Here is a 13457-nt window from a genome sequence, read left to right on the forward strand (position 1 = left end):
CCCCACTGACCCCGAACAACCCCGCAACAGCCCAACAAACCCCGATAACCCCCACCAACACCAGCGGCAGCCGCGCACCCCCCGACAAGACCGCTGCCACCTCATCCCACACCCGACGAATCCCCGATCGTATCGCGCTTCGCCACCGCACCAGTGCCACGACAGACCTCACCTCACTAGGCCGAACGTGTGGCCGCTATCCCAGATTCGCGACTGGCCGCCGTCCCGCCGTCCCGCCGCCTGCCCGCCGCTGCCCGCCAGCCCACCTATCGACCCCGGCGACTTGTCAATAGGGCTTGGCCGAGGGCTGTGGATGGTTGAAGGGGTTGTGGACAGATCCCCTGACGCCCGGTCGGTAGCACGATCTGGCGCGGGAGAGGGGACCTCTCGGCGAAATAGTCCACTGCGGACGGTCACGGCTGGTCGAGGAGGCGGCGGAGGCGGCTGGTCATGATGGCGTCGAGGTCGACCTCCGGGGTGCCGCGGTGGTGGGCGTCCTCGTACGCCTCGTGCAGGAGGCGGCGGAGGGCTTCGGCGGAGAGGCCGGTGGGGGACCAGCGCTGTTCGATCCAGTCGATCGCGGCGGGGCTCAGTGGGGGGATCGAGGGGGCGGCGGCGGTGAGGCGGGTGGTGGCGAAGCGGGCGATGTCGCCGGGAGCCAGGGGGCCGAGGGGCAGGACGACGACGTCGTCGGGGGCCTCGCGGAGGTGGGACGACTCGGTGAAGAGGATCATCCGGTCCCCGGCCGCGCCCGCGTACCAGCGGAGTTCGGCCGGGAGTTCCACCGGCGGCAGGAGCACGACCAGCAGCGTGTCGGTGGGCAGCACCGCGTCGACCTCGTCGAACACCCCGCGCGGGTCGTCGCACGGGACCTCGAAGTGAGCGGCCAGCCCGCGGCAGACCGAGTCGATCCGTTCCCGCACCGTCAGCGCCAACGGCTCCCGGGACAGGTCCACGCACACGACCGGATCGCCGGTGTCCAACAACCACCGGGCACACCGCTGCGCCAACGTCGACTTCCCGCACCCCGACGGCCCCGTGACCAGCACCAACCGCGGCGGCGAGTGCGTGAAGGCGCCGGTGAACCGGGTGAACCCGGCCGCGAAGTGGTCGATCTCGGCGACCACCGCCAGCAGTTCCGGCCGCTCGACCAGGGGCAGGGCCGCGGCGGTGAACGGGTTGGTCCACCGCGCGTGGGTCATCTGCCCGTCCCTGGTCCGCGTGCCGAGCGAGCCTGCACGCCGATCCAATACCACCGGCGCTCGGTGATCAAGAGACCGCGCGGCGCCTCCACAGTGGACCAGGCGCCACCCGCGCCCGCACGGCCGGTACGAGCGGCTTCCCGCCCACCCGGGAACCACGCGGATCGCGAGTCCACCCACCGGACAGCGCCCGGGAGAGCGGGTCCGGCATCGCGCCCAAGCTGTGCCAGACGGTGCCGCGGCGCAGGCCGCTGACCTGGCCCCCCGACCGCACCTGGTCGGCCATCAACGCCACCGGTCCGCGACCGCGGTTCCGACCGCCGCGCCCAGGCGCCGCCGCCGATGATCCGGTACTGGAACGCCCGCCGTGGTCCGCGTCCGCGCGCACGGACGCCACCCGGATCGCGAGTCCTACCTCCCGGCCTGCGCCTAGGGCAGCAGCTCCGCCGCGTGCTCGAGCAGCCGGTCGTAGGCGGCCGGGTCGTCGGCGTCGATGACCGGGAAACCGACGCCGAAGTCGCCGTTGACCCACCTGGCGGACACCCCGGGGTTGGCCTCGTCGGTCCCGTCGTGCAGGAACACGTGCGGGCTGCAGTTGACCCTGCCGCCGCCCGCGGCCTCGAACTGGTCCATCACCGCGCGCCGGGCACGGCCGTCGTCGATGGCCTCGGCCAGCGCGGTCACGTCCACCACCCGCGTCTCGCGCGCCACGTCCAGGATGACGTGCCGCATCGAGATCGTCCGCCCCTCGGCCCAGAACGCGACCCGCAGCGCCAGGTCGAGCGCCTCGCTCTCGGGCAGCCCCTGCGCCTTCGCCGCCTGCACCGCCTCCAGCGCGGGCAGCGTCGTCACCGGGTACGTCCAGTCCGGGCCCTGCCACAGCCGCCAGCCCGCCTCGGGCTCCAGCGCGCCGACCACGGCGATCTCGGAGTCCACCCCGGGGCGCTCGTTGACCGAGTGGTTGAACAGCTCCAGCGGGAACGCCCGGTGGTCGAACCACAGCCGCCCGGCCAGCCCCAGCCTGCGGCGCGCCTCGTGCAGCCGGTACACCCCCAGGTGGGCGAACGAGCAGTTCAGGTCGCTGTACACCACGACGCTGCTCGGGGCCTTGGGCAGCCGCGGGTCGACCCCGGACCGTTCAGTGCTCATCTGGTGTCCTCCTTCACCGGGTCGCAGGCGCCAGGGCGGTGGGCCTGAGCCACTTTGAGCAGGCCGGTGGCGCAGACCTGCTTCTCCTCGTCGGTCAGGTGCGCGGCGAAGTGCTGCTCGATGCCGCGCAGGTAGACCGGGACCGCCCTGCGGAAGGCGGAGCGGCCCTCGTCGGTCAGCACCGCCCACACCACGCGGCGGTCCTGGCCGTCGGTCTCCTTGCGGACCAGCCCGTCGGCCGCCATCTCGTCGACCAGCCTGCTGACCCGGGTGCGGCTGAGCACCACCCGGTCGGCCAGGTCGCGCATGCGCAGCCCGGGAGCCTCGGCCGCCTGGAGCTCGAGCAGCACGTCGTACCAGGTCAGCGGGACGGTGCCCGCCCTGTCCAGCTCGGCCTCGATCGCGCGCAGGGCCGCGTTGTAGGCCAACAACACGGACCGCCACGCCTCGATGCCGAGATCTTCGGTGCGCAGGGGGAGTCGCATGCCGATGAGTGTAGGCGATTGCGTGCGTCCGCACATATCTGTTACAGTGCGTGCAGACGCACATTTTCTCGGATACCACCGAGCACCGCGTCGACCGCACCACCCACTCGACCGCACCACCACTCGCCCGGCCCGCCGCACCGGCGCCGCCAGGTCACACCAGAAGGGGGGCCGTCATGGCTCGCGTCATCACCACCGACGAGGTCAAGCAGCGGATCGACACCGGGTCGGCTGTCGTGCTGGAGGCACTGCCGCAGTCCTACTACGACGAGGCGCACCTGCCCGGCGCGAAGAACCTGCCGCTCGACGAGGTGGACGACCGCGCCGCGGCGCTCATCCCGACCAAGGACGCCGAGGTCATCGTCTACTGCTCCGACGACACCTGCTCCAACTCGGGCATCGCCTCGGAGCGGCTCGCCGAACTCGGCTACACGAACGTGTTCACCTACGTCGCGGGCAAGCGGGACTGGGTCGGCTCCGGCCTGCCGACCGAGTCCGCCGAATAGCCCCCCCGCGCACCGAGAAGGAGACAGACATGACCAACACCGAATCGGCCGGTACCGCCGCTGGTCGCGTGCTCGGCGGCGTGGAACTGCCCGCAGCGGGCACCTGGAAGGTCGACCCGGGGCACGCCGAGGTCGGCTTCGTCGGCAGGCACTTCATGCTCACCAAGGTCCGCGGCCGGTTCACCGGCGTCGAGGGCGTGGTGACCGTCGCCGAGCAGCCGGAGGACAGCTCCGTCGAGGTCACCATCGACATGGCCTCGGTCACCAGCGGCGACCAGACCCGCGACGACCACCTGCGCTCCGACGACTTCTTCGACGTCACCGAGCACCCCACCGCCACCTTCCGGTCCACCTCGGTGTCCTGGATCGGCGCCGGTGGCGTCCTGGAGGGCGAGCTGACCATCAAGGGCGTCGCCCGCCCGGTGACGCTCAAGGTCGAGCACCTCGGCCTGGTGCGCGACCCGTGGGGCAACGACCGCGCGGTGTTCTCGGCCAAGGGCAGGATCAACCGCGAGGACTGGGGCCTGAGCTGGAACATGGTGCTCGAGGCAGGCGGCATCCTGGTCTCCAAGGAGATCGACCTCGAGCTCGAGGTGGAGCTCATCCACGAGAAGGGCTGAGCGGGACCCGGCCACCCGGGGCGCCGCGCCGACACCGGGCGCGGCGCCCCGGCGCGTCGGGGGCAGGACCGGACTCGGGAGGCGTGCGCTCCCCGCGGCTGAGGGGCCCGCGGGGAGCGTTTGTCGTATCCGGACCCGTGACCGTGAGGGGGTGCGCCCGGATGTGGGCGGATCGGATGAGGGGAATCAGCCGCTTGGCCAGTTGTTGTCCATCCGAAGGGTGTTGTTCGTCGTTTGTGGGACGCGCTCGGTGGACATTGCGGAAAGCGACAACGGGCGTTCACAGCGTGATTTAGCCAGCTTCCGACCTTGTCCGATGCGTCCGGCTCGGGACACCCGACAAGGTGCGGCGGACTCCTTATCGAGTGAATTCCAGACAGCTTGTTGCCCGGTGCGGTGGCGTGTGGCATCGTCTGCGACATCGGTTTCGACTCGATTAAATGGGGGTCTCCGGTTCGTTGTCACGCGAACGGATCCCGGTGTGGTCACAGTGCGGCGCCGCGTTGTCCAGCGCCCTGACCAGCTGAGATCACACCTGGCCTGCCGCGTGGACCGGAGGCGGGGAATAGGGCTGCACGTTCATCATCGCGTTCATGCACGCGCGCTCACCGCAGCGCACTGACGTGGTGAGGTGGGGCACGAGGGGGTTAGGGGCGCCGTAGCCGCAGGTGCGGGGGAAAACGCAACCTGGGCGCGCGGACCGGGACGGTCGTGTCGATCACGGCCGTCCTGCTTTCGCGCGCCGGAGGTCGCGTGGTCATTTCCGCGCCGCCGCCGTGGTGCCGCCGCGCCGTCGAGTGCGGCCACCGGCCACAGGGGGAGGAAACTTAGCGTGAACACCACGCCGACCACCACAGAGGTGTTCTCGACCGGGTTGGTCGACCTGACCCAGCACGAGATCCAGGCGCTCAAGACCGAGTTCAACCTGGCCGACGCGCACACCCACCAGCGGCAGTCGCCGAGCCAGCGCGCGATCGTGGCCCGGCTGCCGCAGCTGTGGTACGAGGCCGAGGAAGGCAAGCAGGCCGACTACGAACACCGCTTCACCGACGCGTTCTTCCGGCTGCACGGCCAGCACACCGCCCTGACGCTCAACCGCACGCTGCTGTCCTACGCGGCGTCCATCTCGACCCTGGTCGCCGCCATGTACCTCAAGCGGCACCGGATGTCGGTCTCGCTCGTCGAACCCTGCTTCGACAACCTGCACGACGTCCTGGGCAACGTCGGCGTGCCGCTGTACCCGGTCGCCGAGTCGCTGCTGGACGAGGTCGGGTCCATCTACGACAACCTCGCCGCGCACGTGCGCACCGACGCGCTGTTCCTGGTGGACCCGAACAACCCGACCGGCGCCACCCTGCTGCGGCACGGCAGGCGCGGGTTCGAGGAGGTGCTGCGGTTCTGCCGCGACCACGACAAGCTGCTGCTGATCGACTTCTGCTTCGCCTCCTTCACCCTGTTCGACGACACCCTGGAGCGCTTCGACATCTACGAGCTGCTGGAGGACTCCGGCGTCACCTACATCGCGCTGGAGGACACCGGCAAGACCTGGCCGGTGCAGGACGCCAAGTGCGCGCTGCTCACCAGCAGCCGCGACATCTGGCTCGACGTCTACAACATCCACACCAGCGTGCTGCTCAACGTCTCGCCGTTCGTGCTCAACATGCTCACCCAGTACATCGAGGACTCCGCCGCCGACCGGATGGCCTCGGTGCGCTCGGTGCTCGACACCAACCGCGACGCCGCCATCCGCGCGCTGGCCGGCTCGCCGCTGAGCTACCAGGAGCCGGTCGCGAAGGTGAGCGTCGCCTGGTTCCGCGTGCTGCCGCCGCTGTCGACGGCCAGCAGGCTGCAGAGCGTGCTCGCCGACGACGACCTCTACGTCCTGCCCGGCCGCTACTTCCACTGGAGCGAGCCGAGTCGGGGCGAGGAGTACGTGCGGGTGGCACTGGCCCGCGACCCGCGGATGTTCGCCAAGGCGATGACCAGGCTGCGGGCCGCCGTCGACGCGCAGGTCCGGTAGTGGCGCCCGCGACGCTCGTCGCCGAGTTCGTCGACGCCGCGCTGTTCATGGGCATGCACAGCGCCGACGAGCGGGTCCGCCTGGCCTGCAAGGGGTTCTTCGTCGACCGGCTGGCGACCGGGGTGGTGATGAGCCTGGAGCAGGTGGGTCGGTGCGACGACATCGTGTGGTCCTACCCGCGCGAGGTCCAGGACGCCTACTACCCGTTCATGGACAACCTGCACACCGACATGGCGGTGTCCAGGGTCGGCTACACCGCGACCGACGTCACCGCCGCGTTGGGGTTCACCGACCTGGCGCACCTGCCGCTGACCGAACGGCTCACCGTGAGCCAGGTCGTCGCCAGGGGCGGCACACTGTTCACAGTGGACAGTCGGTACCCGACCGGCGGTGGGCTGCCGGTGCGCGGACCGGACCAGGTCGACACCGAGCCCGTGTTCCCGGACAAGCTCGAACAGCTCTACCGGGAGTCGCTGGTGCTGCGGGTCGCCCACTCCGCAGGCGGAAGGCGGTGACCCGGCGGTGGTGACCGTTCTCGGTGTCCCCAGCGGCGGCGTGATCGTCCCGCTGGTCACCCCGCTCGCCGCGGACGGGACGGTGTCCGAACCGGACGTGGCCAGGCTGGTGGCCGCGGTGGCCGGGCACGTGGTCGCCCTCGTGCCCGGTCTGAGCACCGGCGAGGGCTGGGCGCTCGACGACGACCGCTGGTCGGCCGTGGTCAGCCACACCCTCAGCCACCGCAGGGGGTTGCCGGTACTGGCGGGCACCCAGCGGCGCACCACCGCCGAGGTCGTGGCCAGGGCGGCCAAGGCGGTCGCCCTCGGCGCGGCCGGAGTCGTCGTGCCGACCCAGTCCGGGTCGGGCGTCACCCAGCGGGAGATGTACGAGCACTACGTCGCGGTCACCGCGACCGTGGCCGCGCCTGTCGTCGTGTACCACGAGTCCGCGGTGACCGGGAACCTGCTCGACCCGGCCACCCTGCTGCGCGTGTGCGAGTTGGAGGGGGTCGTCGCCGTCAAGGACAGCGGCGGCGACCCCGCCGCCACCCGCGCCCTGCTGGCCGCCGCGCCACCGGTCGCGGTGTGGCAGGGCTACGAGGACCTGGTCGCCAGGACGCCCGGGGTGGACGGCTGCGTGCTGGCCCTGGCCAACCTGGAACCGGACCTGTGCGCGCGCTACCTCGCCGGGCAGGCGGCCGCGGCCGACCTGGACGCGGCGTGCGCCCGCTACCGGCTCGCCGAGCCGGATTGGTACCGGCACGTGAAAGCACACCTGTGCCGCCGAGGGGTCATCTCGACCGCGGCGGCCGTGACCCCGGTGGGGGAGGAACCTTGACGACGGCGGTGGACAAAGACCTGTCCCTGCTGCGGACCGGCGACCGGCCGCAGCGGGACCTGTTCCTGGACAACAGGAGCGTGCCGACCGCTGCCCGCTACGCGCGGATCGAGGCGGCCGAGGCGGACTGGATCGTCGCGCTGGTCGCCGACATCGAGGCCGACACCGCGCCGCTGGCCACCAGGGCGGACTGGGTCGCCGCGCTGGCGGTGATGCTGGCCGAGGAGCGCGACGGCGCGCCCAGCAGCCGGTACCTGGCCGGCGAGGCGACCAGGGAGCAGTTCGCGGTCGTGGTGGAGGAGTTCGCGCCGGACGGGCTGACCGAGGCGCAGAACTTCTTCCCCGCGGTGGCGCGGTTGCCGATCCGGGCGCAGATGGCGGTGATGCGGGTGATGATCGACGAGTTCGGCTGCGGCAACATCGCCCAGGCGCACTCGCAGCTCTACCGCGACCTGCTCGCCGAGTTGGACTTGCCGGACGAGCTGCCGGAAGTGTTGCGCGACACCAACGACGAGACCTACGCGTTCCTGAACTCGTTCTACTGGTTGGCTTCCCGCGCGGTCGACGTCGAGTACTTCCTCGGCGCGCTGGCCTACCTGGAAGCCGCCATCCCGGACGCGTTCGCCTTCCAGGCCCGCGCCTGCGAGCGGTTGGGCATCGCCAACGGCCGCTACTACACCGAACACATCCACATCGACGACTTCCACATGAGGGAGATGCAGACCGCCATCAAGGAGTACGAGGCGGCGCGCGGGCTCGACCCGACCAAGTTGCTGGTCGGCGCGACCCTGCTGTCGTCGCTGCTCGGCGCGGCGATGGACGCCGCGGTCGAGAAGGCGGTTGCCAAGACCGCCGGTGGGCGGTGACCGTGGCTGGGGAGCCGACGATCCGCCAGGTGTCGGAGCAGGAGGTGGTGATCACGGTGGGGGAGCGCGAGTTCCGGATCGCCGCCGAGTGCCCGCACCGCTTGGGCCGACTGGTGCACGCGCACGTCAACCCGCGCACGCTGCGGGTGACCTGCCCGCTGCACAAGTCGGTGTTCGACCTGGCCACCGGGTGCCGGGTCGCGGGACCGGTCAGCGGCGACCTGCCGGTGACCGAGGTCGTCCCGGAACACCGACCCGGGACGTGAAGGGGGAGAGCAACAGCTATGAGCCAGACATACTCCGCTGAGCAGGTGTGGCTGCCCGCCTCGGAACTGGTGGCGGACTGGGACTCCGGGTTCCACGACCTGCTGCTCGGCGACCGGTTGCGGATGAGCGCCTACGCCGAGGCCATCGCCGAGGTGGTGCGGCCGGGCGCGGTGGTGCTCGACCTGGGCACCGGCACCGGGATCCTGGCCAGGTGGGCGCTGGAGGCGGGCGCGGCCAGGGTGTACGGGCTCGACTTCGCCGAGTCGGTGCTGGCCACCGCCGCGGCCCGGCTCGCCGAGGCGGGGTTCGCCGACCGGTTCGTGCCGGTCGCGGGCCTGTCGTTCGAGGTGGACCTGCCCGACCGGGTCGACGTGATCATCTCGGAGACGCTGGGCAACCTGGTCGACAACGAGGGCTGCGTGGCGATCCTGGCCGACGCCCGGCACCGGTTCCTCGCCGAGGGCGGCGTCGTGCTGCCGCGCTCGGCCGAGTGCTACCTCGTGCCGGTCGCCGCGACCACCGCGCACCAGCGGGTCACCACGGGTGACGTGCACGGCGCGCAGTCGATCGCGGGCAGCGACGGGGGACTCGGGTCGCGCGACCCGTTCTCGCTCTACTACGACACGATCGTCCCGATCTCGACTCACCTGGCGTCGCCGCGCGTGGTGACCTCCCAGGTGTTCGGCGCGGACGCGGTCGCCGCGGGCACGGTGTCCACTCCGTACACGGTCCGCAGGGACGGGGTGTTCACCGGGTTCAAGGGGTACTTCGTGTCGACCCTGTCGCCTTCGGTGGCACTGGACCTGTCGGGCGACGACATCGCCACGGGGTCTACTTCGGACAGTTGGAAGCACGCTTACCTGCCGGTGCGGGAAGCGGTCGAGGTGCGACAGGGGGATCGGTTGGTGCTGGACTACTCGTGGACGCCGCGGGGTTCGCTGGGCAACGACTACCGGTGGAGCGGGCGGGTGCTGCGCCGGGGCGAGGTGGTCGCGGAGTTCGACCACGGGACCGCGGCGCTGGTGCGGGGTGCGGCATGATCGACAGCCCGACCTCGATCGACAGCGCCGTCCTGGCCGAGAGCGGCGAGGTGACCGTCGCGGAGCGCAGGCCCCGGGTGCGGGAGTACGACGTCGTCGCGCTCCAGGTTCCCATCGCCTACAACGCTTTCGGCGACCACGACCGCCGCGGCGCGCTGTACGTGCTTGCCGAGAACGCCCCGGTGTTGCGGGCGGTCGCGGCGGACTGGCCGGATCCGTTCCCCAGCTACCTGACCGACCCCGACCTCGTGCCCACACCGCACCCCCTGGCCGTGCCGCTGGTGCTGCGCGCCCGCCGCGGTGAGTTGGTGCGGGTTCGGCTGACCAACGAGCTGCCGCGCCCGGTTGGCATCACCGCGCAGGGCGTGCGTTACGACGCCCGCCGCCACGACGGACTCGACGCGGGCGCCAACCCGGACAGCTCGGTCCGGCCGGGCGGGACCAGGGTGTTCGAGTGGCTGTGCGAGCACGAGGGCGTGTTCCACTTCGGCGACATGGCCGACGTGCGCGGTGAGGGCACCCAGAGCCGCGGCCTCAACGGCGCGCTCGTCGTCGAGCCGCGCGACGCCACCTGGACCGACCCGCGCACCGGAGGTCCGTTGCCCAGCGGCATTTCCGCCGATGTGCACACCCCGGGCCGCAGCTTCCGCGAGCACGTCATCTCCATGATGGAGTACCCGAGCAACGACAACCCGGTCACCCCGCCCGCCGGTCACGACCACGGCGGCGGGCACGATCACGGGGCGCCGCTGCTGGCGGGGATGGCGCCCTTCGCGGTGCCCACCGACGAGCGGCCGGACGACATCGGTGACCTCGAGCCGGTCAGCAACGCGATGCTGCCGGTGAACCTGCGCATCGAACCGCTGGGCTGGCGCCAGCACGTCTACAACCAGTTGATGGAGCAGCACCGGCTCGACCCGGTGCGCGACGCCCAGACCGGCGAGGAACTGCACCACAGCTCCTGGGTGTTCGGCGACCCGGCCACGCCGGTGTTCTTCGGCTACCGCGGCGACGACGTGGTGCTCCGGTTGGTGCACGGCGGGATGCGCGACACGCACGTCTTCCACACCCACCTGCACCAGTGGCGGGTCGACCCGGACGACCACGGGTCGCCGGTGGTCGACTCGGTCAGCCTCGGCCCGCAGCAGGGGCTGACGCTGGACCTGGTCGGCGGGGCGGGATCCACCCAGCACGCGGTCGGCGACGCGGTGTGGCACTGCCACCTCTACCCGCACTTCCACATGGGCATGTGGGGCCTGCTGCGCGCGTTCGACGCGCTGCAGGACGGGACCGGGCACTATCCCGATGGGACGGTCATCGAGCCGCTGATTCCGTTGCCGGGCAACCAACCGCCTGTGTCGACGGCGCAGCGACCTGGGTGGCCCGCGTTCATGCGGGAGGCGGCGACCTTCCCGCAGAAGTCGCCGCGACCGCCGCGCACACCCGGGATGCCTGTGGGGATGGGCCGTGAGCCGACCGGACTGGAGTCGGCCGCGTTCGTGCCGGACGCGCAGCCGGGGGAGGCGTTCACCAAGATCGGGCCGGTCGGTGCCCCGGTGCGGCGGTACCACCTGGTGGTCACCACTGCGACCCTGGTGCAGACCGGTGACGTCCACGACCACGACAGTCCACTGTGGCACGACCACAGTGGACACTTCTTCGCGCTCAACGACGACGTGGAGGCCGCGGGCGGGATCGAGGAGTTCCGGCGGCAGGTCAACGCCGGTGAGCGCGAGGTCGAGCCGCTGGTCATCCGGGCGCGCAAGGGCGAGGTCCTGGAGATGACGCTCACCAACCACCTGCCGACCGGCAAGCAGGCGGCGACCGCGTTCGACCCGGAACTGCCCTACCAGGCCGAATGCGGCCTGCACTCGCACCTGGTCAAGTACGACCCGCTGGTCTCCGACGGCGCCTGCATCGGCTGGAACTACCTGTCCGCGACGACCACATCGGACTTGCGCGACGAGCACGCCGACGGCTACCGCTCGTGGGTGTTCCGCTGGTACGTCGACGACGACTTCGGCACCGTGCTGTTCCACGACCACCTGCTGCCCAACTACCGGCAGCGGCACGGCCTCTACGGCGTGCTCGTCGCCGAACCCGAGGGCGCGACCTGGGTCGACCCGGCCGACCACAGCCGGGAACTGCCCTCGGGCAGCCAGGCCGTGGTGCGGCTGCCGGACGGCTCGGCGTTCCGCGAGGCGGTGCTGGCGGTCGCCGACTACGTGCCGTCGTTCGAGCACTCCGAGCACGGCCACGGTGGAGCCATCAACCCGCCGCTGGCGCCCGGCGGGATGGACGAGCAGGGCGTCATGACCGTCAACTACCGCAGCGAACCGCTCGACCTGCGCGGCGGCGACCCGGCCGACTGGTTCTCCAGCGAGGTCCACGGCGACCCGACCACCCCGCTGCTGCGCGGCTACCCCGGCGAGTCGATCCGGCTGCGACTGGTCGACGGCTCGTTCGACAAGCAGCACAGCTTCACCACCCACGGCCTGCGCTGGCGCGACTGGCCGGACCGCGCCGACACCCCGTGGCGTTCGCAGCAGACCCTCGGCGTCTCCAACGCGGCCGACCTGCACCTGGAACCCGCTGCGGCGCCGGGTGATCACCTGTGGTCGTTCGCGGCCGCGGATGACCTGTGGCTGGGGTGCTGGGGGCTGATCCGTCTACATGAGACCGAGCAGGGCGACTTGCCCGCGCTGCCCGGCGCGCACCACGGCGGCGCCGTGCTGCCCGAGCGCGGCCCGGTGCGGCGGTTCACGGTTCGGGCGCGGGCGCGGACCCTGGAGTACAGCGGGGAGCGGTTCGACCCGTTCGGCCTTGTGTACGAAGTGGATGGTGCGGAGTTCGACGGCCCGCTGGTGTTGCGGGCCAGGGCGGGGGAATGGGTCGCGGTCACGCTGGTCAACGAGCTCGACGGGCCACCGCCCGCCAGCGAGTTCGACCCGGTGCTGCTGGCCCGCGACAACCCGGCCCGGCGCGTGGTGTCCGAGCGGGTGTCGCTGCACCCTGTCGGGCTGCGCTACGACACCGCCGAGCACGACGGCACGCGGGTCGGTGAAAACCCTGACAGCACAGTGAAACCGGGCAGCTCGCACACGTACTGGTGGCATGTGGACGAACCGGGCGTCGTCCTGCTGCGCGACCACGCGGACCCGATCACCCACCTCCGACGCGGCCTCATCGGCGCGCTCGTCGTGGAAGAGGCGGACGCGACGCCCTACGACCTGCACGGCCACCGCTCGTGGACCGGCGCCCAGGCGGTGATCCGGCGGCCAGGCAAGCCCAGGGTGGTGCAACAGGTGATCATCGCCCAGGACGGCCTCCGCCTCTTCCACGACGGCGACCTCACCCAACCGGTCCGCGACCTGGTGTCGGAGGCCAAGGACGACCTGGGGCAGAAGGCGTACAACTACCGCTCCGCCCACCTGCACCCGGTCAGCCCATCCCTCGACGACCGGACCCCGCCGACGCCGCTGGTGCGGGCCGAGGTGGGCGACGAGGTGGTGCTGCACCTGGTGATCGCCGGGTCGCGCATCCGCAACCAGGGCTTCTCGGTGCACGGCCAGGTGTGGGACGTGTCCGAACGCGGCCGAGGGCCCTTCGTGTCCACCCTGGGCGCACTGGCCACGGGATCGGCCCGGACCGCGCGGTTCACACCGCGCCACCCCGGGGACTACGTGTACCGCACACCCAACCTGCACTGGGGCGTCAGCGAGGGCTGGTGGGGCCTGATCCGGATCTCCTAGCGCGCGACAGCCTCCCCTGTACCGCTGCGGTGGTGCGGGGGAGGCGGCCGTAGGAGACCTACCAGCTCCCCCACGCCCTGAATCACCGTCGTCCCGCCCGCACCACCCCCGGATCCGTGCCCACCCGCGCCCCTCCTTCGGGTGGAGTCCCACCACCGGGGTCGGGAGTGTGGTCCCCTGGAGGGACCGACCCGGGTCGAGCCCCGGGGCGTCAC

General features: G+C 71.4%; 12 protein-coding genes. 9 read left to right on the forward strand and 3 right to left on the reverse strand.

Going from position 1 to position 13457, the window contains the following annotated elements:
- Positions 1-413: 413 nt before the first annotated feature.
- From CLV68_RS11775 to CLV68_RS11785, 3 genes are all read right to left on the reverse strand, one after another.
- Positions 414-1202: an ATP-binding protein gene (locus tag CLV68_RS11775; protein WP_121390391.1), complete on the reverse strand. Its 789-nt coding sequence runs from the start codon at positions 1200-1202 to the stop codon at positions 414-416.
- 429 nt (positions 1203-1631) lie between these two features.
- Positions 1632-2351: a DsbA family oxidoreductase gene (locus tag CLV68_RS11780; protein WP_121390392.1), complete on the reverse strand. Its 720-nt coding sequence runs from the start codon at positions 2349-2351 to the stop codon at positions 1632-1634.
- Positions 2348-2836, reverse strand: a complete 489-nt coding sequence (locus CLV68_RS11785; protein WP_121390393.1) for a MarR family winged helix-turn-helix transcriptional regulator — start codon at positions 2834-2836, stop codon at positions 2348-2350. Before CLV68_RS11785 ends, CLV68_RS11780 begins: the two co-directional genes overlap by 4 nt.
- 176 nt (positions 2837-3012) lie before the next feature.
- On the opposite strand from CLV68_RS11785, the gene CLV68_RS11790 reads away from it, so the two are divergent.
- The 9 genes from CLV68_RS11790 to CLV68_RS11830 all read left to right on the forward strand — a co-directional run bounded on the left by CLV68_RS11790 (position 3013) and on the right by CLV68_RS11830 (position 13242).
- The gene (locus tag CLV68_RS11790; RefSeq protein WP_121390394.1) at positions 3013-3342 is read left to right on the forward strand and encodes a rhodanese-like domain-containing protein; all 330 of its coding nucleotides are present in this window, start codon (positions 3013-3015) and stop codon (positions 3340-3342) included.
- 29 nt (positions 3343-3371) lie between these two features.
- Positions 3372-3962 (forward strand): YceI family protein, encoded by a 591-nt coding sequence (locus CLV68_RS11795; protein WP_121390395.1) that lies wholly within the window; start codon positions 3372-3374, stop codon positions 3960-3962.
- Between the two features lie 832 nt (positions 3963-4794).
- Positions 4795-5982 carry an aminotransferase class I/II-fold pyridoxal phosphate-dependent enzyme gene (locus CLV68_RS11800; RefSeq protein WP_170224228.1) on the forward strand — a complete coding sequence of 396 codons (1188 nt, stop codon included), beginning with the start codon at positions 4795-4797 and terminating at the stop codon, positions 5980-5982.
- On the forward strand, positions 5982-6497 hold the full coding sequence (locus CLV68_RS11805) for a DUF6190 family protein (protein WP_246009769.1): 516 nt from the start codon (positions 5982-5984) through the stop codon (positions 6495-6497). The genes CLV68_RS11800 and CLV68_RS11805 overlap by 1 nt, the downstream gene beginning before the upstream one ends.
- A gap of 10 nt (positions 6498-6507) precedes the next feature.
- A complete protein-coding gene (locus tag CLV68_RS11810) occupies positions 6508-7317 on the forward strand; it encodes a dihydrodipicolinate synthase family protein (protein WP_121391126.1) in 810 nt (269 codons plus the stop codon).
- Positions 7314-8183, forward strand: a complete 870-nt coding sequence (locus tag CLV68_RS11815; protein WP_121390396.1) for an iron-containing redox enzyme family protein — start codon at positions 7314-7316, stop codon at positions 8181-8183. The genes CLV68_RS11810 and CLV68_RS11815 overlap by 4 nt, the downstream gene beginning before the upstream one ends.
- A 2-nt stretch (positions 8184-8185) precedes the next feature.
- Positions 8186-8449: a Rieske (2Fe-2S) protein gene (locus CLV68_RS11820; protein ID WP_281274666.1), complete on the forward strand. Its 264-nt coding sequence runs from the start codon at positions 8186-8188 to the stop codon at positions 8447-8449.
- 18 nt (positions 8450-8467) lie between these two features.
- Positions 8468-9490, forward strand: a complete 1023-nt coding sequence (locus CLV68_RS11825) for a methyltransferase domain-containing protein (RefSeq protein ID WP_121390397.1) — start codon at positions 8468-8470, stop codon at positions 9488-9490.
- Positions 9487-13242, forward strand: coding sequence for a multicopper oxidase domain-containing protein (locus CLV68_RS11830; protein ID WP_121390398.1), 3756 nt, complete (start codon positions 9487-9489; stop codon positions 13240-13242). The genes CLV68_RS11825 and CLV68_RS11830 overlap by 4 nt, the downstream gene beginning before the upstream one ends.
- Positions 13243-13457: the final 215 nt, after the last annotated feature.

The sequence above is a fragment of the Actinokineospora cianjurensis genome (assembly GCF_003663795.1).
In the GTDB taxonomy this organism is placed as follows: Bacteria; Actinomycetota; Actinomycetes; order Mycobacteriales; family Pseudonocardiaceae; genus Actinokineospora; species Actinokineospora terrae.

Excerpts from the sequence above, each read along its gene's own strand:
- CLV68_RS11795 (WP_121390395.1), top strand. The coding sequence starts at position 3,372 with ATGACCAACACCGAATCGGCCGGTACCGCCGCTGGTCGCGTGCTCGGC.
- CLV68_RS11780 (WP_121390392.1), bottom strand. The coding sequence starts at position 2,351 with ATGAGCACTGAACGGTCCGGGGTCGACCCGCGGCTGCCCAAGGCCCCG.
- CLV68_RS11785 (WP_121390393.1), bottom strand. The coding sequence starts at position 2,836 with ATGCGACTCCCCCTGCGCACCGAAGATCTCGGCATCGAGGCGTGGCGG.
- CLV68_RS11830 (WP_121390398.1), top strand. The coding sequence starts at position 9,487 with ATGATCGACAGCCCGACCTCGATCGACAGCGCCGTCCTGGCCGAGAGC.
- CLV68_RS11790 (WP_121390394.1), top strand. The coding sequence starts at position 3,013 with ATGGCTCGCGTCATCACCACCGACGAGGTCAAGCAGCGGATCGACACC.
- CLV68_RS11825 (WP_121390397.1), top strand. The coding sequence starts at position 8,468 with ATGAGCCAGACATACTCCGCTGAGCAGGTGTGGCTGCCCGCCTCGGAA.
- CLV68_RS11775 (WP_121390391.1), bottom strand. The coding sequence starts at position 1,202 with ATGACCCACGCGCGGTGGACCAACCCGTTCACCGCCGCGGCCCTGCCC.